The sequence below is a fragment of the Candidatus Microthrix parvicella Bio17-1 genome, assembly GCF_000299415.1.
Classification (GTDB): Bacteria; Actinomycetota; Acidimicrobiia; order Acidimicrobiales; family Microtrichaceae; genus Microthrix; species Microthrix parvicella.
In genome coordinates, this window is the sequence record NZ_AMPG01000002.1 from 339,402 (window position 1) to 360,717 (window position 21,316).

Sequence of the window (21,316 nt, forward strand, 5' to 3'; positions counted from 1 at the left end):
GCCGCACCCACCCGATCAGGTGCGGGGGATCTCCCGCAGCTCGTAGGTTTCGATGATGTCGCCGTTCTTCAGGTCTTGGAAGTCCGACAGGCCGATGCCGCACTCAAACCCGGACGCCACCTCTCGCACGTCCTCCTTGAAACGACGCAACGATGAGATCTCGCCGGTCCAGATGATGGTGCCCTCACGCAGGAATCGCACCAGCGATCCACGCTTAATGGCCCCGTTGAGCACCTGACAACCGGCAACCATGCCGGCCTTGGGCACCCGGAACACCTCTCGAACCTCGGCGTCGCCGGTGACGACCTCCTCGAATTCGGGTGCGAGCATTCCCACCATGGCCGCTTCGATGTCCTCGAGCAGCTTGTAGATGATCTCGTAGGTGCGGATCTCAACGCCGGCCTCGTCGGCCATCTCCCGGATCTTGCGATCCGGACGGACGTTGAAGCCCAGAATGAGGGCGTTGGATGCGCCTGCGAGCTGCACGTCGCTCTTGGTGATACCGCCGACGCTGCGCAACAGCACGGCGACCTTCACCTCGTCGCGTTCCAGCTTCTGAAGGCTTTCGGTGACGGCCTCCAACGAACCGTGCACATCGGCCTTGACGATGACGTTGAGGGTGGCGGTCTCGCCGGCCTGAATCTCCTTGAAGATGTCTTCCAGCTTGGCGCCGCCGGCCAGGGCCGAAGCGTCGCGGCTGCGCTGTATTTCTCGCTGCCAGCGCTCGCGGGTTGCGCCGACCGCCTTGGCCTTGCGCTCATCGGGGGCAACCACAAAGTTGTCGCCCGACTGGGCCACGTCGGACAGGCCCAGCACCTGAACCGGCGACGACGGCCCGGCCTCGTTGACCTGTTCACCTTGGTCGTTGATCAGCGCACGAACCTTGCCGAACGCCGGACCGGCCACCATGGGATCGCCCACCTTGAGGGTGCCTCGCTGCACCAGCACGGTGGCGACGGGGCCCCGGCCGATATCCAGGTTGGCCTCGAGTACGACGCCTGTGGCGCGGCCCTCGGGCGTCGCCCGCAGGTCCTCCACGTCGGCGACCACCAGCAGGTGCTCCAACAGGTCGTCGATGCCCAGACCCTGCAGGGCCGACACCTCGACGCACACGGTGTCGCCACCCCATGCCTCGGGCACCAGACCATGCTCGGAGAGTTGCTGGAGGACCCGATTGGGGTCCGCCGCCTCCCGGTCGATCTTGTTGACCGCCACCACGATCGGCACCTCGGCCGCCCTGGCGTGTGCGATCGCCTCGATCGTCTGGGGCATGACGCCGTCGTCGGCGGCCACCACCAGCACCACCACGTCGGTGGCATCCGCGCCACGCATCCGCATCGTGGTGAAGGCCTCGTGGCCCGGGGTGTCGAGGAAGGTCAAGACACGACCGTCGTGAACGGCCTGATAGGCACCGATGTGCTGGGTGATGCCGCCGGCCTCACCGGCGACCACGTTCGCGTTGCGAATGCGGTCGAGCAGCTTGGTTTTACCGTGGTCGACGTGGCCCATCACCGTGATCACCGGGGGACGCTCGGGCAGATCGTCGTAGTCCCGCTCGTCCTCGGGCACGTCGAGCTGACGAACCAGCTCGACCTCCTGCTCCTCGCCCGGGTCGACCAGACGCACCTCGGCGCCGATCTCGGCGGCGAACAGCTCGATCATGTCGTCGGTGAGCGATTGGGTGGCCGTGACCATCTCGCCCTGTTGCATGAGGAAGCGCACCACGTCGGCGGCGGTGCGGTTCAGCTTGGGGCCCAGGTCCTGGGGCGGCGAAAGCCGCTCCACCACGATCACGCCCTCGGGCACCGCCGCATCGTCGGGCGTGTAGCTGGGGGCGTCCATGGGCTGCAGCTCGTCACGGTTGCGACGACGACGGCTCTTACGGCGCCGTGGTGGCCCGCCTGGGCCGCCACCTGGACGACCGCGACCGGGTGGGCCGCCACCGGGACGCGGCGGGAAGCCGCCACCGGGAGGCATGGGACCGCCACCGCCACCGCCGGGGCGGCCGGCTGGGCCGCCCGCCGGGCGACCCGCTCGGGGGCCCGCGCCGGGACGACCGGCACGCGTCGGAGCGGGCATGCGGCCACCCATGCCCGGGGGCGGGGGGATCACCTTGCCGCTGGAGGAGGTCGGAGGGCCTGGAGGCGGGGGGATCGCCTTGCCGGACGCACTGGTCGGGCCGGCTGCGGCCGACTCGGCAGGAGCATCGGCGGCGGCCTCGGCTGTGCCTTCGGTGGTGGTCGACGCGGCGACCGTGTCGCCGGACTCACCGGCGGCCACCGCCTCGGTCACCACGTCAGCGGATTCGGAACCGGTTGCAGCCTCTACAACCGGTGCAGCGGCCTCTGGCGCAGCGGTCTCGACCACTGGCGCTTCCGGAGGAGTTTCGGCTGCAGGCGCCTCTGGAGCAGCCGCGGCCGCAGCCTGCTCCGCCTGGGCGGCCTCGGCGTCGACCCGAGCCTGAGCATCTCTGGCCTCGGCGTCTCGCGCGGCCTGAGCCTCGGCCTCCTTTGCCTGGGCCTCTCTGGCCAGTTGGTGGCCGGCGGGGGGCGCCACCACCTTGCCGGTGGCCCGCATCGGTCGATCGGCGGATCGAGGCTGGGGGGGCTTGGTGGTGTCGGGGGTGGCGGCGGACACCGACTGAGCCTCAACGTGCATGGCCCGGGCGCGATCCCGGGATGACACGGTGCGGCGAGACCCGGGAGGGGGCGGCGGCATCTTGGGGCGTGGCTTGGTCCCAGGCGAGGCGGCGCCCGCAGGCGCGGTCTTCGGGCCCGAGTCAAACGGGGCGACCGGATCGGGCGCGGGCACCGGCGGGCTGGCCGGCTTCACCTCCGCCGATTCGTCGGGGGCCTCCATCGCCCTGCCGGTGGCGCGCATCGGCTTGGCGTCCTCGGTGGTCGCTTTGCCGGTGGCGCGCATCGGCTTGGCGCCGGCTGCCTGTGTCTTTGCAGGTGCCTTCTTGGCCGCTGCCTTGGCCGGCGCCTTCTTGACAGGTTCCTCCGGCTGCTCGTCACGGGTCAGGCCCTCACGCTCGGCCTTGCGACGGACGCGGTCTGCCTGCGCCTCGATCATGCCGGAGCTGTGGCTCTTGACGCCGACGCCCAGATTTTCGGAGAGCTCCAAGACCTCTTTATTGGTCATACCGAGCTCACGGGCCAGTTCGAAGACCCGAATTTTCTTTGCTGCCAAGATGATCCCTGTACTTCGCGTGATGTGGTTGCTGTGCTGAACGCTGGAGTGATGCTGTGCCCACCGAGACCAATCGTGGCCCGATGTTCAAGAGGTGTGGGGCGCAGATCGAAACGCTGATTCCCACGACTTGGCCATGCTGGTGCCTCGTCGGGGGGCGATTCGTGACTGAGCAATGAACGCGTCCGCTTTTGGGCGGACGATCCAGTCTCGCGCGTGCGGCCCTATCGCGCCGAACGCTCACCACCCACTAGGTGGTCTCGTCGGCTTCGGCCGCCTCATCGCCGGGTTGGTCGATCGCAGCCTCGTCGATGTCACCATCATCGGTGTCGGCAGGCGCGTCGCCGTCTGGAGCATCCTCGGAGTCGGCGCCACCGTCGGCTTCCGGCTCAGCGGCCGTCTCGCCTTCAGGCTCAGCGGCAGCCTCGCCTTCGGCGTTCATCTTGTTCCACTCGTCCAGGCTGATCGGGTCGCTGCCGTCGGCCGGCTGCCACATCTGATCGCCGGTCGCCTCGTCCACGACCCATTCGCCGTCGGCGTAGTCAGCGGACTCCCCATAGGGCTGGTACTCGCTCTGTGCATCCTCGGTCTCGGATCGGATGTCGATGCGCAGGCCGGTGAGGCGGTGGGCCAGGCGGGCATTCTGACCCTCCTTACCGATGGCCAGGCTCAGCTGGAAGTCGGGAACGATCACCTCGGCGGTGCCCAGGTCACGGTGGATGCGCACCTCGCGCACCCGTGCCGGTTGAAGCGCCTTGGCAACAAACTCGATCTCGTCATCGGAGAACGGCACGATGTCGATCTTCTCGCCCCGCAGTTCGTTGACCACCTGGCGCACCCGTGCGCCCCGGGCGCCGACGCAGGCACCGACCGGGTCGATGTTGGGGTCGTTGGACCACACGGCGATCTTGGTGCGCTGGCCTGGTTCGCGGGCGCACGCCTTGATTTCGACGATGCCGTCTTCAATTTCCGGCACCTCCATCTCGAACAGGCGGCGGATCAGACCCGGGTGTGTGCGGCTGACCACGATCTGGGGGCCCTTCGCCGTCATGCGCACCTCGACGATGTAGGCCTTCACGCGGTCGCCCGCATGCGCCCGCTCGTGAGGCACCTGCTCGCTCTGGGGCATGAGCGCTTCGACACGGCCCAGGTCGAGCAACGTGTACCGGCTGTCGGTCTGCTGCACGATGCCGGTGACGATGCCGCCCTCGCGGCCCGCATACTCCTCGTACTTCATTTCGCGCTCGGTCTCACGGATGCGCTGGTTCATCACCTGCTTGGCGGCCTGAGCGGCGATGCGCCCCATGTCGTTGGGGGTCACGTCGTAGGGCTCGCCGAGCAGCTCGTAGTCCTCGCCCAGCTCCTGGGCCCATACCCGAATCTCGCCGGTCTCGGCGTCGATCTCGGTCCAGGCGAACTCCTCGGCCCCGGGCATCTTCTTGTAGGCGGCGTCGATGGCGTCGGCCAACACCGTCAGCAAGGTCTCGGTGGAGATGCCCTTGTGGGCGGCCAGTTCGTGCAGCGCTTCCATCATGTTCGGGTTCATGGCTGGCTCTGTCCTCGGTCGGTCGGGGTGGATTCACCCGGGTTGTTCGGAGTTTCGGTCTGGGATTCGTTCACGTCGGCCCCCGGCTGCGCTTTTTTCGCGCTGGCCTTCTGCTTCCCGGGCTTGGAACCCTTGCCGGGCTTCGACCCCTTGCCCGGTTTAGGCGCCGGACCCCACTCGAAGTGGGTACGGGCCCGGTCGATGTCGGCCAACGCCACGGTGCGCTCGTCTCCGGTTGCGGTGCGGATGGTGGCGGAGGTCTCGTCGGCGGCGATCAGCTCGCCGTCGGCGCGCCGCTCTCCGGCAGTTCCCGGGTTGAGTTTCACCTTCACCGACTCGCCGATGGCGCCAAGAAAGTGGTCACTTCGGCGGAGTCGCCGCTCCAACCCCGGGGTCGACACCTCCAGGGTGTACTTGCCGGGGATTGGGTCGTCCTCGTCGAGGTGCCGGCTGATCGTGCGGCTGATCGAGGCCACCTGGTCGAGGTTGATCCCATCAGGGCCATCCACCATCACCAGCAGCGATGCACCCCGAAATTCGGCGTCGTACAGGGTGAATCCTGCGGCGCTCACCACAGGTTCGATGATGTCGATCAACTTCGCATCGTCGAGCATCGGCACCTCCCTGTGGTTGTTCTTGCATCGGTTGTGAGCCTGCGCCAGACAAAGAAGTGGCGTGGGCCGGCGACCCACGCCCCACTCAGGCGACTCAAGCTTCACCCATGCTAGTCGGCCGCACTCCTGCCTCCATTGCCACCCGACATCCTCCCCACGTGGCGGCGCTGGTCCGCCGGGTCGACGGTACGCATCCAGCCCCTGGTGTCGGCCGTCCGCCCGTACTGGATGTCGAGCAGCGCGGACCGCAGGGCCATGGTCAACCCACCCGGATCCCCAGTTCCCACCACACGGGTGACTCCGGCGTCGATCAACCGTCCGATGGGCACGATCACCGCAGCGGTGCCGCAGGCGAACATCTCCAACAGCGTTCCGTCCTCGATGCCGTCGCGAACATCCTCGATGGAGGTCGGCTCCTCCACCACCGCATCGATGCGCAACTCACCGCCGGAATCCCGGGCGACCTCCAGTAGCGATGCACGGGTGACACCCTCCAGGATCGTGCCGCTGAGCGGTGGCGTGGTCAGCACCGTGTGCCCGTCGCGCTCCCACAAGAACATCACGTTCATGGCGTTGAGTTCCTCCACCCAACGGTGCTCCACCGCATCGAGCCACAACACCTGGTCACCTCCAGCCGCGTCCGCCCGGCCGTGGGCCCTGAACCCCGCGGCGTAGTTGCCCGCAAACTTCACGGCGCCGGTGCCCCCCGGCGTGGCCCGGACGTCGACGGGTTCCACCGCCACGCTGATGGCCCCCAGCACGGGCCCGAAGTACGAGGCCACCGGCGACGCGATCACCGCATACAGGTATTCGTTGGCCGGGCGAACCGACAGGTGGGCCTCCACCCCAAAGAGGAACGGCCGCACGTACAGCGCCGACCCATCCGACGTTGGCACCCAGGCTCTGTCGGCATCCACGAGTGCCACGCACGATTGCTCAAAGGCTCCTTCGGGCAGGGGCGGCATGGCGAGGCGCTCGGCACTGCGGTTCATGCGGGTGGCATTGGCCTCGATGCGGAACACCGCCACCGACCCGTCGGCCTGGGCATATGCCTTGAACGCCTCGAAGATCGACTGCCCGTAGTGCAGCGCCAGCGTCGCCGGGCTCAGCGACAGCGGACCGAACGGATGCACCTCGATCGGCCCCCACGCACCATCGGCCCACCGCATCAGCACCATGTGGTCGCTGAACGACTCACCGAAGACCGGCGCGTCGAGTATCGCTTGACGCTCGGCATCGGGGAGGGGGGTGGGCCGGCCAACGCGAACGAGGGGATGCACCCCCACATCATCGCGCCGACGACACCCCCGGGCTCGGCCGGTGGCGTCATGCACCTCTGTATTCACTCTGTCCACGAACCCGGAGCTGCTCGTGTTGGCGGCGGTCGGAGTGCTCGTGCGGCTTCGCCAGTATGCGTCCGGACGATCGTTGTGGCTCGATGAGGCCACTTTTGCCAACAACTTTGTCGACCACAACCTCGGTTGACTGCTGAGCAACCAACTCGACGGTTACCAGTCGGCGCCAGCGGGATTTCTCGGGGCGGTCAAGTCCCTCAGCTGAGTGCTGGGATCGTCCGGTCAGGCGCTGCGGATGGTCCCGTTGATCTCGGGCACTTCCGGCAGCGTTCACGCTGGCTTCCATCGGGGTGGTGCTCGGGCTGGAGGCGCTGCGCAGGCAGCGCTACCGACGGCTCGCCGTCCTCGGTGCCACCTGGGGCGTCTCGACGGCGTTGGCCGCCCTGTGGCCGGTGACCACGACATCGGGCCGCGACGTGCTCGGAACCTACTGGGTCGACGGCATGGCGCCGCTCTCCTTCCGGGAGTACGGGTGGTACTGGTCGCGGGCGGTGCGACTGGTGCGGCTGGGCGTACAAGCCGACGGTCCGCCCCTGAGGTTCACGCCGCTCGACGGGTTCATGTGGCCCCAGATCATGTTGGCCGTGGCCACGCTGGCCGGCCTGGTCTACGGGTTGCGTCAATCCGGCCCCCTGGGCGACATCAGCCGCGTCGCCGTCCTCAGCCTCGGTTGCGCGGAGGGCAAGCGGGCGGTCACCGCCATCTCGGAGTTCGCTCCGATCGTTCAATCGGCCGAACACCTCAGCGCTGGTGTGTACCTCTTCGATTTCAACGCAGCGTTCGCCGAACGGTACCGACAGGCTCAGACCGGTTGACCTCTTCCCCATGGGGGGACTCTGACGCGTTCCGGCTCCGCAGGTCTCAGTAGCTGCGGTCGCAGCGGCCGCATCCGATCACCGCTCGTCAGCCTCCCGCCTCCAGCCAACCAACGCTTCCCGATGCGCCACGGCATCGGGGTGATCAGGTCCGATGACGCCGTCCTGTCGATCGACCACCTCCTGGAGCAGTGTGATGGCGTCGTTGGTGCGTCCCGCCTGCCGATAGGAGCTGGCGAGGTTTGCTCGGGCGGTCAACGTGGACGGGTGATCGACACCGATCAGCCGTTCACGGTCCTCGACCACCCGCTCCAGAATGGTGATGGCGTCGTTGGTGCGTCCCGCCTGCCGATAGGAGGCGGCGAGGTTCGCTCGGGCGGTCAACGTGGACGGGTGATCGACACCGATCAGCCGTTCACGGTCCTCGACTACCCGCTCCTCAATGGTGATGGCGTCGTTGGTGCGTCCCGCCTGCCAGTAGGAGCTGGCGAGGTTCGCTCGGGCGGTCAACGTGTCCGGGTGATCGACACCGATCAGCCGTTCACGGTCCTCGACCACCCGCTCCTCAATGGTGATGGCGTCGTTGGTGCGTCCCGCCTGCCGATAGGAGGCGGCGAGGTTCGCTCGGGCGGTCAACGTGGACGGGTGATCGACACCGATCAGTCGTTCACTGTCCTCGACTACCCGCTCCTCAATGGTGATGGCGTCGTTGGTGCGTCCCGCCTGCCGATAGGAGCTGGCGAGGTTCGCTCGGGCGGTCAACGTGTCCGGGTGATCGACACCGATCAGCCGTTCACTGTCCTCGACCACCCGCTCCTCAATGGTGATGGCGTCGTTGGTGCGTCCCGCCTGCCAGTAGGAGCTGGCGAGGTTTGCTCGGGCGGTCAACGTGTCCGGGTGATCGACACCGAGAGACTTGTGCGCAAATCTCTCGACGACTTCAAACAACGGCACCGCGCTGCGATTGTCGCCACCGTACTGACGAGCCGTTGCCACCCGATCGGCGAGTAGGCGAACCGCCATGGCAAGCTCGACGCTTGGGGACTCAGCCTGATCTACGCCCTCCAACAGCACGCGGACATGCGGATCGAGAACGGCAGCCGACGGCCAGCCATCGGGATGGGTGACATCAGCAGGCAACGCCGACCTCAGCAGGCTCGCTGCGTCCGTGTACCCACCGGCCAACTCCGCCGTCCCCCTGCGCACCACATCCTGCAGCACGCGGTGAATCGAAACGGTGGGACCGCTGCCGGTTGGAATGCGCTCGATGAGACCCCAACGCTGCAGCGTCGCCAACGCATGGCGGGGGGAGTCCATCGGTGGGTCAAACTCAACGCTGTCGAGATGCCCAACCGGGATACGGTCCGGCGCCAGAACCGAGAAGAGTTCGAGCAACCGCTGGGCGGGCAGGTTGAGGCGCGGCAGGGTGTTCTGCCAGAGCGCCCCGATGGTGACATCGCGTCGCGCCGCGTTGAACTCGGGGAGACCAGCCAACACCTCGGCCGGGCCGTAGCCATTCGCCAGTTGGTACCCCACCATGTCGACCGCAATCGGCAGAAACCCGACTCGCTCGGCCAACGTGGCGAGCTTCTGATCGTCGATCGACAAATCCGGGACGCGCCGGCGTAACAGTTCGAGGGCAGTCTGTGGGTCGAAAACATCGACGACCAGCGGTTCCGCGGCCAGTGTTTCGCCCAACTGGCGATCCCGGGTGGTGATCACCAACTGCCCATTCCCTTGCCGGGGGAGCAGGTCGGCGAGCGGCACCTCGGGCTCAGCGTTGTCGACAATCAGCAGAAACGAGCCCCCACGACCACCCTCGAGCGCTTCCCGAATCCGAACAAAGAACGACTCCGCCGGTTCGTCGTCTTGAAGCGGCGGCGCTCCCAGCCGTTCGGCGACCTTTGTCAGGTCGGTGATCAACCTTGGCGTCTGGTCGGCCACGACGAACCCCACCCAATCGACGCGTTGGTGTTCCAGCAACTCGTAGGCGTGTTCCACCGCCAGTTCGGTCTTTCCCACTCCCCCGCCGCCGGCCAAGGAGTCCCTCACAACCGTGGTGCCCTGTCGCTGGGACGATTCGGCCAGCTTCCTCAGCAGATCCCGGCGGCCGGTGAAGTAAGGGAAGCGTGGGGGCAGCGGCCCGACGATGTGTGCAGACGACGGAGGTGGATCCGCGACGACACGAGCTGGTTGGCCGATCGAATCAAGCGGTCGGCCTCGCAGCCGCGCCAGCAACCCGCTGACACCGAGGGCGGTAACGGCCGGAACCGCCACCCAGTTGACCGACCGTTCGGCCGGAGGCATGTCCCCCTGAGTCCGCCCATCCAACACCGCCCACACCAGGAAGCCATTGCCCGTTCGCTTCTTGCGATCGATGATGGCGCGGGTCTCCTCCCGCGCACCGAAGTTGCCCTGGCCGCTGTCGGTACCCAGCTGTTCGGTGGTCCAGGCCGTCACGTACTCGGGCGAGGCCATGCAGACGACGAAGTCGCTGTCAGTGCATCGGGCGGGACCGTACACGGCCCAGTCGATCGACTCGTGGGCATGACGCTGGTCGATCTCGGTGGCGAATCCGTGGTCGTCCAGCAGGTCGGCCACGGAAAGGGCTTGTTCGGCCCACGCCGGGCCTTCCCCTGCCTCGTGTGCATAGGAGATCATGACGGTCGGCTTGGTGGCGGAGGTACCGGATGTGCTGATCTGCCCTGCCCCCTAGCTCGCGCCAATCGTCACGACGATACCCGAACTCCGTGCAGCTTCAGGCCGATGACGGGCCCGGTCAGTAGCTGCGGCCCACCACAGCGATCAGGTCGTCGCCGTCGTCGCTCTCGGCCACTCCCCCATCGGCCGACAGCAGGCAGCGCACCGTGATGGCGTGCTTGCCTAATTCGTCGACCCCGGCGTCGCCGACGGCGCTCCACGGCAGGCGGGCAAACCCGGTGGCACCGGCCTCGATTGCGTCGGCCACCGTGGCGACATCGGCCGTGCGGCTCTGCTGGAAGGAAAGCGCCTCGTCGAACAGCGCCTGCTGGATCTCGTCGAGCAACTCGGCCACCCGTCCGGCCACCTCGACGGTGGGGACGGGGGTCTTCTCGCCGCTGTCGCGACGCACGATCACGGCCACGCCCTCGTCCAGGTCGCGCGGCCCCATCTCGATGCGCACGGGCACACCCTTCAGCTCCCATGCGGTGGCCCGACGGCCAAAGCCGGAGTCGACGTTGTCGTCCACCTTGGCTCGGATACCCCGACCCACCAGGTCGCCGGCCAGGTAGCGCGCGGCCTTGCCCACCCGATCGTGATCGTCGTCACGCACCACCATGACCACCGCCTGGGTACCGGCCACCTTGGGCGGCACCCGCAGACCGGCGTCGTCGCCGTGGGCCATGATCAGCCCGCCCATCATTCGGGTCGACACACCCCACGAGGTGGTCCACGCCAACGAGCGCCGGCCGTCCGCCCCCTGATAGCCGATGTCGAACGCCTTGGCGAAGTTCTGGCCCAGCTCGTGACTGGTACCCATCTGCAGCGCCTTGCCGTCGCGCATCATCGACTCACAGGTGAGCGTGTTGGTGGCGCCGGGGAAGCGCTCCTGGGGGATCTTGCGACCACGGATCACCGGGATGGCCAGGTACTCCTCCATGAAGTCGGCGTACACCTCGTGAAGGATGCGCACGGCGTAGCGGTTGGCCTCCTCCTCCGACGCGTGCGCCGTGTGGCCCTCCTGCCAGAGAAACTCGCTGGTACGCAGAAAAATACGGGGGCGCTTTTCCCAACGCACCACGTTGCTCCACTGGTTCAAAAGCATGGGCAGGTCGCGGTGGCTCTGAATCCACTTGGACATGAACTCGCCGATCACCGTCTCGGAGGTGGGGCGAACCACCACGGGATGCTCCAGTTCATTGCCCCCGGCGTGGGTCACCACGGCCAGCTCGGGGCTGAAACCCTCCACGTGTTCGGCCTCCCGGGTGAGGTACTCCTCGGGGATGAACAACGGAAAATAGGCATTCTCAGCGCCGGTGGCCTTCAGGCGGGCGTCGACCTCGGCCTGCATGTGCTCCCAGATGGCATACGCGTACGGGCGGATGACCATGGTGCCGCGCACCGGGCCGTTCTCGGCCAGCTCGGCCCGATTGATGACGTCCTGATACCAGCGGGGAAAGTCGTCGGCCTGGGGGGTGAGTACTCGCTTGGGTGCCACGGGGGTCGATGGTAGCCAGGCTGCCGGTGGGTCAGGCCTTTCGGTTCGCCGCTCGTGCGACACTGGGGCCTCCAGATTGAGGGAGAAGCTCCATGTGCGACACCTTCGCCGTGACCACCCGCACCGGCACGCTGTTCGCCAAGAATTCCGATCGACCGGTCGCCGAGCCACAACTGATCAACTACGAGGGTCCACGGCCGGCGAGCAACCGGCTGGCCACCCAATACCTGAAGCTGGGTGAGGACCCGGGGTCGGTCGGCTCGTTGATGACCCAGCCCGACTGGCTGTGGGGCGCCGAGACGGCGCTGTCCACCCAGCGGGTGGCGATCGGCAATGAGAAGGTGTGGACCACCGACGACCCGGCGGCGGTGGCGCCGGGTCTGATCGGCATGGACCTGGTGCGCCTCGCCGCCGAACGGGCAACGGACGCCGCCCACGCCGTGTTGCTCATCGGCCGCTACCTCCGTCGTTACCGCCAGGGGGGCGGCGGCGAGCGGGGCGACGACCCAAGCACCGGAACCGAGCCTTACTGGTCGTCGTTTCTCATCGGTGATCCGTCCACGGTGTGGCAGATGGAGACCAGCGGCGCAGCCTGGGTGGCGCGCGAACTGCCTCTGGGCGGTGCGATCTCCAATCGGTTGACCGACGACGTCGCCTGGGACCGATCGGGCGGCGGGGCCGACCCGGAGGTTTGGGGCACGCGGCGCCACCCGGACGTACCCACCGAACTGGCCGACCATCGCCTGGCATGCACGTCGGCGTTCGTCGCCAACCGCCATGATTCGCCGTCGGTCGCCGACGCCGTCGCGGTGTTGCGCAGCCACGGCACCGCCCCATGGGGGGATCCGGTCGCGCGCGCCCACAACGAGGGCCGGATCGTGCCTCCACCGGAGGACGTGCGCGACGACTTCTCGGGTGTCAGCGTGTGCATGCACGTGCGCGGCTACCAGCGCACCACCGCCTCGCTGGCCACCTGGATGCCGGTCGACCGTGAGGAACGACCTCTCACCGTCGCTGCGCTGGGCTCACCCTGCTGCTCGATCTTCGTACCGTGTGGCACCGGCTGGGTGCCCGACGTTTTGGGCGATTCGACGGCATGGGCAACGGTGGCGGCCATCGCCGACGCTGTCGAGGCCGAGCCGGGTGCCCTCGCCGAGGTGCGCGCCGCGCTCGACCCAACCGAGGACCACATCTGGGACCAGGCGGCGGAGCGGCCCGGGCGCCCGCCCCTGGACGGCGGCGACGCGTGGTCGTCCGAGGTACGAGCGGCATTTGAGGCCGCCGCGACGGCTCTGGGGGTCGGAGGCACCTCGTGACCGGCCGATCCGGCTGGGTCTCCGCGGCGCAGGGCCTCACCCCATGCGGCGCCCTCGATGGGCCGGTCCGGGTGGCCGTGCGGGACGGACGGATCGCCGACGTGCGCTGGGGCGAGCCCCCACCGGACGGTTCCGACCCGGTCCCCGGCACGCTCTCCCCGGGGCTGATCGACCTGCAGTGCAACGGCGGGCTTGGCATCGACCTCGGCTCGACCGATCCGGTGGCGTGGGCGCCGTGGCGTCGCTGGTTGGCCGCCAACGGCGTCACGTCGGTGGCACCGACGTTCATCACCGGGCCCCTCGACAAGATGCTGGCGCAGGTGGAGGACGCCCACCGCCACGCTGGGGCCTCACCAGGCTCCGCTCAGGCAGGCGCCCGGCTGTTGGGTGCTCACCTGGAAGGCCCGTTCATCTCACCCGATCGGCTGGGAGCCCATCGGGCCCAATGGCGGCGCGATCCCGACTCCAAGCATCTTGTCGCCCTCGCTGGCGTGACCCCCGGAGCACTGGGCATTGTCACGCTGGCGCCCGAGCTGCCCGGCGCCGACGCGTTGATCGCCGCCGTGCTGGGCACCGGTGCGGTGGCGTCGGTCGGACACTCAAATGCGACGTCGAACCAGGTGCACCGGGCTGCAGAACTGGGCGCGTCGATGGTGACCCACCTCGGCAACGCCCAGCGTGGCCTCCACCAACGCGAACCCGGCGTGCTCGGTGCCGCACTGATCGACGACCGGCTGGCGTTGGGGCTGATCGGCGACCTGACACACGTGCACCCCGGGGTGATCGAACTGGCCCGACGGGCGGCACCGGACCGGTGCGTGCTCGTCACCGACGCGGTGGCCGACGCCGGGGTGAGCAAGGTCGCCCCGACCGTGAGCACCCACCCGTCAGGCGCCGACGACGCCCCCGTGCTGGCGGGCGGCATCCACACCGGGGCGATGGTGGTGGCGGGACTGATCAGCGCCGGGTTTGACCCCGGCTGGGTCGTGGACTCGTTCACTCGAGTGCCGGCCCGCACGATCGGGTGCGATCAACTGGGCACCCTCGAGGTGGGCAGATGGGCCGATCTGGTGCGCTGGACTTCGGACTGGGCCGTCGAGTCAACCTGGATCGCAGGTGAGCGCACGGCCAATCGGACGGGGGTCAGCCCCAGCGACCGAAGCGACGCGCACACCGGGTGAGGATGCCCCGACCCGGCGGGCACTCCCCCGCCGACCGGGCACGGCCCCACACATCGCCCTCGACGGGACGCCCATGACCGGGCAGCAGGTAACGAACATCCAACGCCCGCAGTCGCTCCTCGGTGGCGGAGTGCGCCCGTCGATCCACCCACTCGGGGTTGAACCAGGCGCGACCATCGTGTGTCAACACCTCGTCCCCGGACATCAGCGTGGCCGAATCTGCGTGATACAGAGAGATCGAGTCGTCGGTGTGCCCCGGGGTGGCGATCACGGTCCAGCCGGGCGCGCCGGGCACCGGGTCGCCATCGGCAAGGTACCCGGACGGAATGAACGGCAGGGCAAACGTGGGGCGCCGACCGTAACCATCGGTGCGGCCCACTTGGGCAAGCTCGCGCAACGCGGCCGGCTTGAACGGGTGCTGCCCCATCATCGGAAGAAACCGCACGTTGGCGTCGACCCCGAAGTTTCGTGGCGTTTCGCCCTCCAGGTAGTGGCGACACCGCTCAGGCAGCAGCGCCCGAGCCGCCGTCTGGTCCAACACCGTCGACATGCCGCCGACGTGGTCACTGTGACCGTGCGTGGCCAGCACCGCAGTGACGTCCTCCGGCTGACGACCGGCACCCCGGAGGGAGTTGAGGGCACCCTGGGCCGATGACGGCAGCCCGGCGTCCACCATCACGACCGACCCGTCGTCGCCCAAGATGGCGTAGCACGTGAACATCCAGCGGGACGCCGCCAGCACCGGCAGGTCGAACACGCTGCCGTCGGTCATCTCCGCATCAGATGGTCTTGCGGATCAGCTCGACGATGGCCTCGGAGTCGTTGGCGTCGTCGCCCCGGTCGCCAAGGTTGCGGGCCCGATCCTCGGCTGCGGCCTTCTTGGCCTCCGCCTTGGTGTGGCGGGCGCGTTCCAGGGCCGCCTCGGTGCCGTGCTCGACGATGTAGTCGGCCCACTCGACGAGGGTGTCCACCATCTCGTCCTCGGGCACGACCGCCACGTTCTCGCCCTTGACGAACAGGTGGCCCCGTTTGTTGCCGGCTGCAATGCCAAGGTCGGCATCACGGGCCTCACCCGGGCCGTTGACCACACAACCCATCACGGCAACCTGCAGCGGGATCTGCCGTTCCCCGAAGGCCTTCTGTGCGGCTTCGGCCACGCCGATCACGTCAACCTCGGCCCGGCCACACGACGGACAGGCGATCAGGTCCACACCCTTGCGCTCCCGCAGGCCCATCGCCTCGAGCAACTGCCGGCCGGCGCGGGCCTCCTCCACCGGGTCGGCGGTGAGCGAGTAGCGGATGGTGTCGCCAATGCCCTCGGCCAGCAGCGTGGCGATGCCGGCGGTTGCCTTGATGTAGCCGCCCGGCAGCGGACCGGCCTCGGTGACACCCAGGTGCAGCGGAAAGTCGGTGACGTCGGCCAGTTGCCGGTAGGCCTCGATCATCAGCGGCACGTTGGAGGCCTTGACCGAGATCTTCACATCGGTGAAGTCGACCTCCTCGAAGTAGGCCAGCTCCATCTGTGCCGACTCAACCATGGCCTCCGGGGTGACCTTGCCGCCGTACTTCTCGTACAGCTTGGGGTCGAGCGAACCGCCGTTCACACCGATGCGGATGGGCACACCCCGATCCTTGGCCTCCATGGCCACGGTCTTGATGTGCTCCGGACGACGGATGTTGCCCGGGTTGAGCCGCAGGCAGGCCACCCCCGCCTCGAGCGCCGCCAGCGCCATCTTGTACTGATGGTGGATATCGGCGACGATCGGCACCGGGCTTCGCGGCACGATACGGGCCAGACCCTCGGCCGCCTCGGTCTCGTTGCACGTGCAGCGCACGATGTCGGCGCCCGCAGCAGCAAGCGCGTAGATCTGGGCCAGCGTGCCGTCCACGTCGGCGGTCTTGGTGATCGTCATCGACTGAACGGTCACCGGCGAACCACCACCCACGGGAACGTCACCAACCATGATCCGGCGGGTCGGCCGTCGCTCGATGCTGCTGGAAGCTCCTGGGTCCATGCCGTCCTTTTTTTGGGGCCGTCCTCCGCTGGGGAAGCGGTGCTACATCTTGAACGGGTCCACTACGTCCAGGTACACCGTACTGAGGAACAGCAACCCCAACACGCCGACCACCACCACCGCCACCGGGTACATCTTGGCCGGGTCGATGAAGTAGCGACGGTTGTCGCCCCTCATCTTCTCGCGAACCTTCTCGTAGCAGGCGATGGCGATGTGCCCGCCGTCGAAGGGCAACAGCGGCACCAGGTTGAAGAGGCCGATAAAGATGTTCAGCAGCGCCAGCAGTCCCAGGAGAGCGCCCCAATTGGCCTCGGCAAAACCGGCGGCCATCGACGCCGCCCCCACCATCGAGATGGGACGTGTTGCGTTCTTGTCGAAGTTGGCCTCCTGGGCGGCCGCCGCCGGGGTGGGCACGTTGGAGGCCTCCTCGCCGCCGGGACCCGTCGTGGCCGCCCGGCCGAAGAAGCCAACCAGATTGGCGGGGTTCATCACCTTGACCAATCCGGTGACCGAACCGGCCGCCATCTCCCAAAACGCCCCGGGTGTTGCGGCCAACGCCTGCACTGGGCTCATGCGCACCTCGCCGGCCTCGGAGGTGGTGCCGATCATGCCCTGCGGCCTGGTGGCTGCAACGGCCGTGCCCAGGTCCAGGTCGGCGGTCTGGGTCGCCCCTCCATCCGCCGGCGTGAACGCGATCTCAAGGACTCCACCGGCAGAGTCGGCGGCCGCTGCCTTCAGGTCGGCGGGCGTGGTGATGGGTACGTCGTTGATTTCGGTCACCAGGTCGTTCTCCGACAGGCCTGCGTCCAGCGCGCGCTGGCCAAACGCCTTCACGACCGGACCATTATCGGTGAAGAACAGGCCGAAGTCCTCGCCAACCGTGCCGATGATGGCGGCACGGCTGCCCAGCGTGGCCGTGAGAACCAACTCCCGGCCGTCCCGCTCGACGACGAGCGGCACCGTTTCCCCGGGACGCGAGGCGACCTCGGCCCCAAGGTCGCCAAGATCGCGCACGGGGTCGCCGTCGACCGACAGCACCCGATCCCCCGGCAACATACCGGCGGCCTCGGCTGCCGAACCCGGTACCACCGTCTCGACCGACCACTGCGCTGGGTCGGCCTGACCGAAGAAGGCGAACTGGCAGAACAACAGGATGAGCGCCATCAGGAAGTGCATGGCCGATCCGGCCGAGGCCATGGTCACCCGGTGTTTGAAGGAGGCCTCCCGGTAGCTTCGGGGCTCGTCGGAGGCCGACACCTCTTCATCGCGCAACATGCCGGGAACCTTCACGAACGCACCGGCCGGGATTGCTCGAATGCCGTATTCGGTCTCGCCCCTGCGAATCGACCAGATCCGTGGGCCGAACCCGACGAAGAACTGGGTGACCTTCATGCCCGCCCGTTTGGCGGTGAGGTAATGCCCAAACTCGTGCATGGTGATCATGAACACCAGCGACAGGATCACGACCAGGAGGGCCAGGCCCTGCCACCACCACAGCCCAACAAGCGCGGCGACAACCAACAAGAGTCGCCAGGCACCCGCCCGCTCGATCTCGGGTTCCGGGAGCGATCCGTCGGGAACGACATTGGTGGTTGCGGTGGAAGTCTGCGGCTTCTCGGATGACCCGCGCTCTGACGAATCAACTTCGTTCTGAGCGTGTGTCGCGGGCTCCGTGGGGCCGACGACGTTTGGCTCATCGGGGATGGTGCTCGGCGTGTCACTCACGTCGGTCATGTCGGGGGTGTACTCCTCAACGGCGGCCCGAAATGATGTGGCGGGTCACCTCGCGTGCGCGTCGATCGGCGTGTAAAACGGAACCAACGCTGTCGGCCAGTGTGCCATCCCATTGGCCGAGTGCCTCATCGGTCAGCTCACCAATGGCCGTCCAGCGCAGCCCCCCGCTGAGAAACGCCTCAACCACCACCTCGTTGGCCGCCGACAGCCACGCCGGCGCCGTCTGGCCCAGCCGTCCGGCCGCATAGGCCAGATCGAGGCATCGGAAGGTGGTCCGATCTGGCGGCTCGAAGTTGAGCGTGACCGCGCGGGTCCAGTCCATGGCCCCAAACGCGGAGCCCATGCGGTCGGGGTAGGTCAGGGCGTAACCAATCGGCAGGCGCATGTCAGGCATCGACACCTGGGCCATCGTGGTGCCATCGGAGAACTCGGCCATCGAGTGCACGATGGACTGCGGGTGCACCACGACGTCGATGTCGTCGTAGTCGACCCCGAACAGCTCGTGGGCCTCGATGACCTCCAGGCCCTTGTTCATCAGCGTGGACGAGTCAATGGTGATCTTGGGTCCCATCGACCAGGTGGGGTGGTCGAGCGCCTGCTCAACGGTGACGTCTGCCAGCTCGGCCGCGGTTCGCCCACGGAAGGGACCCCCGGAGGCCGTCAACACCACCCGGGCCAGACGATCCGGATGGTCGTTGGCCCTGAGGCACTGGTGGATGGCGCAGTGCTCGGAGTCCACCGGCACCAGTTCGGCTCCATGCGTGGCTCGGGCCCGTTGCACCACGGGCCCTCCGGCGATCAGGCTCTCCTTGTTGGCCAGGCCCAACCGCTTGCCGGCGTTCAGGGTGGCCAGGGTGACGCCAAGCCCGGCAAAGCCCACCACACCGTTGATCACCACGTCCGCCGAAGCCGCGGCGGCCTCGAGCGCCGCCGGACCCACGTCGAGGGTTGTGCCGACGGGAAGTTGGCCGGCCAGGTCGGCCGCCCGCGACTCGTCGGTGATCACCACCACATCGGGGTGAACCTCGGCAGCCTGTTGGGCGATGAGTTCAACCGAACCATGCGCGCTCAGCGCCGAGACCCGAAACCGCTCAGGTTCGGTGGCGATGACCTCCAGCGTCTGGGTGCCAATCGAACCGGTCGAGCCGAGTACCGCCACGTCGATCATGGTCAACCTTGCTGTTCTACCAGCCCGTGACGGTGACGAAGTACGCCACCGGCAACACGAACAGCAGCGCATCGAAACGATCGAGAATGCCACCGTGTGCGGGCAACAGCGTTCCCATGTCCTTGATCTGCAGATCGCGCTTGAGCAACGACTCGCTCAGATCGCCCAGCGGCGCCGCCAACGGGCACAGCACCGCGAACAGCGCCGTGCGGGTCGAGAATCCCTCGCTCCCCAGGAGCGCCGGCGAGGTGACGGTGAGGTACACGAACGTGACGAGGATCGAAACGACCACGCCGCCCAACAGGCCCTCCTGGGTCTTGTTTGGACTGATCGCCCGCAGCGAGCCGCCCAACGGCGAGGCCCCCATCGTTTTGCCGATGAAATACCCGGCCGTGTCGTAGGTGACCGCAGCCACCACGGCCCCGAAGAGCAGCCACGCTCCGCCCTTACCATCCGGAGAAATGCGACCCAGGCCGATAAGGAGCGACGCGAAGCTTCCGAGACCGCCGACGTAGAGCATGCCCAACATCGTGGCGCCCAGGTTCTGTACCGGCTGATCACCCGGCGACACGAACAGGTACCACAGCAACCCGGCCAAGATCGTGAGACCCAGCACGATGGGGTAGGCAGCCGATCCAGCCTGATAGGCGCCGATGACCAGCCCGACGATGCCCGCCAGGCCGACCAGACCGGCCGGGGTGTACCCGCCGCGGTGCAACGCTCCCATCATCTCGGTGCCTGCCAGGCCGAGCACCACAACGATCAGGATCATCGCCGGGATCTGGCCCAGCGCAAACGCCGCCACCCCGACGGCCACCAGTCCGAGGCCAACCATGATCGCCTGAGGCAGGTTGCGCTCGCCGCTCGCCGGCTCGGGCGCACGCCGTCTGGGCATCGGTGACGGTCGCCCACCGTCTGCGTTCGCCTCGGGCGGCCGGGTGCGGGGACGCTGCAGGTCGCCGCTGGGCTCGGCGGGCTGGCGACCCTGCGGTCGCCGTGCATCGGTACCCTGCTGAGGGGGCGCCGGCGGAGCGGCCACACCCCCACCTGGTGGCCGACGGCCCGGTCCGGGAGCACCCTGGGACCTACCTGCCGGTACTCCCGGACGGGGTGCTTCGCTTTGGGCACGGGGCCGGGGGGCGGGCGGAGCCCCTGCTGAAGGCGGAACCGACGGGGTCGCCTCCGTGGATGGGCCGGTGCCAGATCCTGGGCGCTCAGCAACGGAGGTTGGTTGATCGGCCGGATCGATCGAGTAGTTGTCGGAGAGGTACGGGTCGTCCTCGGGGCCGATGCCTGCATCGTCAAGCGCGCCAACCCGCAGGTGGGTGTCGGCCAGGTCGTCGAAGGCCATCGGCGCCTCGTCGCCACGGGTTTGGCTTTCACCCCGGTACACGGGGCCCGTCACCGGCCCGTGTTGGCCGGTGCTCACCACCGCCGGCACTTGGCCGGTGGGTGGCGCCGACCAGTCGGGCAGTTCGAAGCCGTCGTCGGGATCGGCTGCGTCCTCGGAACGCACCAACGCTCCGGTATCACCCTCATCAAACCACGATGCGAATGGGTCGTCGTCCTCTGGCCCAGCCATCACACCTCCATCAAATCAGCGGTCTTGGTCTCGATGGCCTCGTCAACCTGTGCCTCATAGGTCTTGGCCAACCGATCGATCTTCTCGATCGCCCGACGCGCGTCGTCTTCGGAGATCTCCGAATCCTTCTCCAAGGCCTCCACGTCTTTACGGGCGTCGCGCCGCGTGCCCCGCAGCGAGTTCTTCCCATCCTCGGCCTTCTGCCGGGCCAGCCGCACAAAGTCTCGTCGTCGCTCCTCGGTGAGCTGCGGAAACGCCAGACGGATGTTGACGCCGTCGTTGCTGGGGTTGAGGCCCAGGTTCGATTCCTGGATCGCTCGCTCGATCGCCGACATGGCGCCCTTGTCAAACGGTGTCACCACCAGCATGCGGGCGTCGGGTACCGAGAACGAGGCCAGCTGCTGGAGCGGGGCCATCGCGCCGTAGTACTCGACCATGAGCTTCTCGACGAGCGCGGGATTTGCCCGGCCCGTGCGGATGGAGGCCAGATCGGAACGTGTGTGGGCGACAGCACGCTCCATGCGATCGGCGGCATCGTCACAGATGAGGGAGACCAGTTCTTCGCTCATGGTTGACCCACCCTACCGATGCCGCACCCCC

Annotated in this window: 15 protein-coding genes; 3 read left to right on the forward strand and 12 right to left on the reverse strand. The window is 67.8% G+C overall.

The features are described 5' to 3' along the window. Positions 1 to 15 precede the first annotated feature (15 nt). The 4 genes from infB to MPARV_RS0109855 form a co-directional block, all read right to left on the reverse strand. On the reverse strand, positions 16 to 3,192 hold the full coding sequence (gene infB / locus MPARV_RS0109840; protein WP_031278072.1) for a translation initiation factor IF-2: 3,177 nt from the start codon (positions 3,190 to 3,192) through the stop codon (positions 16 to 18). A 250-nt stretch (positions 3,193 to 3,442) separates the two neighbouring features. After that, positions 3,443 to 4,738: a transcription termination factor NusA gene (gene nusA, locus MPARV_RS0109845; RefSeq protein ID WP_020378112.1), complete on the reverse strand. Its 1,296-nt coding sequence runs from the start codon at positions 4,736 to 4,738 to the stop codon at positions 3,443 to 3,445. After that, complete coding sequence (locus MPARV_RS0109850; RefSeq protein ID WP_020378113.1) at positions 4,735 to 5,352, reverse strand: ribosome maturation factor RimP; 618 nt, start codon at positions 5,350 to 5,352, stop codon at positions 4,735 to 4,737. The genes nusA and MPARV_RS0109850 overlap by 4 nt, the downstream gene beginning before the upstream one ends. A gap of 110 nt (positions 5,353 to 5,462) precedes the next feature. Beyond that, on the reverse strand, positions 5,463 to 6,638 hold the full coding sequence (locus MPARV_RS0109855; RefSeq protein WP_020378114.1) for a branched-chain amino acid aminotransferase: 1,176 nt from the start codon (positions 6,636 to 6,638) through the stop codon (positions 5,463 to 5,465). A 362-nt stretch (positions 6,639 to 7,000) separates the two neighbouring features. On the opposite strand from MPARV_RS0109855, the gene MPARV_RS0109865 reads away from it, so the two are divergent. Beyond that, positions 7,001 to 7,522 carry a hypothetical protein gene (locus MPARV_RS0109865; protein WP_157789545.1) on the forward strand — a complete coding sequence of 174 codons (522 nt, stop codon included), beginning with the start codon at positions 7,001 to 7,003 and terminating at the stop codon, positions 7,520 to 7,522. A gap of 78 nt (positions 7,523 to 7,600) precedes the next feature. Here the strand turns inward: MPARV_RS0109865 and fxsT are convergent, their stop codons facing one another. Continuing rightward, a complete protein-coding gene (gene fxsT / locus MPARV_RS0109870; RefSeq protein ID WP_020378117.1) occupies positions 7,601 to 10,183 on the reverse strand; it encodes an FxSxx-COOH system tetratricopeptide repeat protein in 2,583 nt (860 codons plus the stop codon). 118 nt (positions 10,184 to 10,301) lie between these two features. Beyond that, the gene (proS, locus tag MPARV_RS0109875; protein ID WP_020378118.1) at positions 10,302 to 11,720 is read right to left on the reverse strand and encodes a proline--tRNA ligase; all 1,419 of its coding nucleotides are present in this window, start codon (positions 11,718 to 11,720) and stop codon (positions 10,302 to 10,304) included. A gap of 92 nt (positions 11,721 to 11,812) precedes the next feature. On the opposite strand from proS, the gene MPARV_RS22625 reads away from it, so the two are divergent. Both MPARV_RS22625 and MPARV_RS22630 read left to right on the forward strand, forming a co-directional pair. Continuing rightward, the gene (locus MPARV_RS22625; RefSeq protein ID WP_020378119.1) at positions 11,813 to 13,036 is read left to right on the forward strand and encodes a hypothetical protein; all 1,224 of its coding nucleotides are present in this window, start codon (positions 11,813 to 11,815) and stop codon (positions 13,034 to 13,036) included. Beyond that, the gene (locus MPARV_RS22630) at positions 13,033 to 14,217 is read left to right on the forward strand and encodes an N-acetylglucosamine-6-phosphate deacetylase (RefSeq protein WP_020378120.1); all 1,185 of its coding nucleotides are present in this window, start codon (positions 13,033 to 13,035) and stop codon (positions 14,215 to 14,217) included. Before MPARV_RS22625 ends, MPARV_RS22630 begins: the two co-directional genes overlap by 4 nt. Here the strand turns inward: MPARV_RS22630 and MPARV_RS0109890 are convergent. The 6 genes from MPARV_RS0109890 to frr are packed head-to-tail and all read right to left on the reverse strand — an operon-like array spanning position 14,180 to position 21,285. Further along, positions 14,180 to 14,989: an MBL fold metallo-hydrolase gene (locus MPARV_RS0109890; protein WP_012227622.1), complete on the reverse strand. Its 810-nt coding sequence runs from the start codon at positions 14,987 to 14,989 to the stop codon at positions 14,180 to 14,182. The two genes, MPARV_RS22630 and MPARV_RS0109890, sit on opposite strands and share 38 nt — an antisense overlap. Positions 14,990 to 14,996: 7 nt before the next feature. Then, positions 14,997 to 16,232, reverse strand: coding sequence for a flavodoxin-dependent (E)-4-hydroxy-3-methylbut-2-enyl-diphosphate synthase (gene ispG / locus MPARV_RS0109895; RefSeq protein ID WP_051011962.1), 1,236 nt, complete (start codon positions 16,230 to 16,232; stop codon positions 14,997 to 14,999). 42 nt (positions 16,233 to 16,274) lie between these two features. Then, a complete protein-coding gene (locus tag MPARV_RS22635; protein WP_020378122.1) occupies positions 16,275 to 17,966 on the reverse strand; it encodes a site-2 protease family protein in 1,692 nt (563 codons plus the stop codon). 16 nt (positions 17,967 to 17,982) lie between these two features. Next, positions 17,983 to 19,134 carry a 1-deoxy-D-xylulose-5-phosphate reductoisomerase gene (dxr, locus tag MPARV_RS0109905; protein WP_031278086.1) on the reverse strand — a complete coding sequence of 384 codons (1,152 nt, stop codon included), beginning with the start codon at positions 19,132 to 19,134 and terminating at the stop codon, positions 17,983 to 17,985. A 16-nt stretch (positions 19,135 to 19,150) separates the two neighbouring features. Then, a complete protein-coding gene (locus MPARV_RS22640) occupies positions 19,151 to 20,716 on the reverse strand; it encodes a phosphatidate cytidylyltransferase (RefSeq protein ID WP_051011963.1) in 1,566 nt (521 codons plus the stop codon). After that, positions 20,716 to 21,285, reverse strand: a complete 570-nt coding sequence (gene frr / locus MPARV_RS0109915) for a ribosome recycling factor (protein WP_012227603.1) — start codon at positions 21,283 to 21,285, stop codon at positions 20,716 to 20,718. Before frr ends, MPARV_RS22640 begins: the two co-directional genes overlap by 1 nt. Between the last annotated feature and the right edge of the window lie 31 nt (positions 21,286 to 21,316).

Bases quoted from the DNA above. Each gene is read 5' to 3' on its own strand.
- fxsT (WP_020378117.1), bottom strand. From the start codon at position 10,183: ATGATCTCCTATGCACACGAGGCAGGGGAAGGCCCGGCGTGGGCCGAA.
- ispG (WP_051011962.1), bottom strand. From the start codon at position 16,232: ATGGACCCAGGAGCTTCCAGCAGCATCGAGCGACGGCCGACCCGCCGG.
- MPARV_RS22635 (WP_020378122.1), bottom strand. From the start codon at position 17,966: ATGACCGACGTGAGTGACACGCCGAGCACCATCCCCGATGAGCCAAAC.
- MPARV_RS22625 (WP_020378119.1), top strand. From the start codon at position 11,813: ATGTGCGACACCTTCGCCGTGACCACCCGCACCGGCACGCTGTTCGCC.
- MPARV_RS0109850 (WP_020378113.1), bottom strand. From the start codon at position 5,352: ATGCTCGACGATGCGAAGTTGATCGACATCATCGAACCTGTGGTGAGC.
- nusA (WP_020378112.1), bottom strand. From the start codon at position 4,738: ATGAACCCGAACATGATGGAAGCGCTGCACGAACTGGCCGCCCACAAG.
- dxr (WP_031278086.1), bottom strand. From the start codon at position 19,134: ATGATCGACGTGGCGGTACTCGGCTCGACCGGTTCGATTGGCACCCAG.
- MPARV_RS22640 (WP_051011963.1), bottom strand. From the start codon at position 20,716: ATGGCTGGGCCAGAGGACGACGACCCATTCGCATCGTGGTTTGATGAG.
- frr (WP_012227603.1), bottom strand. From the start codon at position 21,285: ATGAGCGAAGAACTGGTCTCCCTCATCTGTGACGATGCCGCCGATCGC.
- MPARV_RS0109890 (WP_012227622.1), bottom strand. From the start codon at position 14,989: ATGACCGACGGCAGCGTGTTCGACCTGCCGGTGCTGGCGGCGTCCCGC.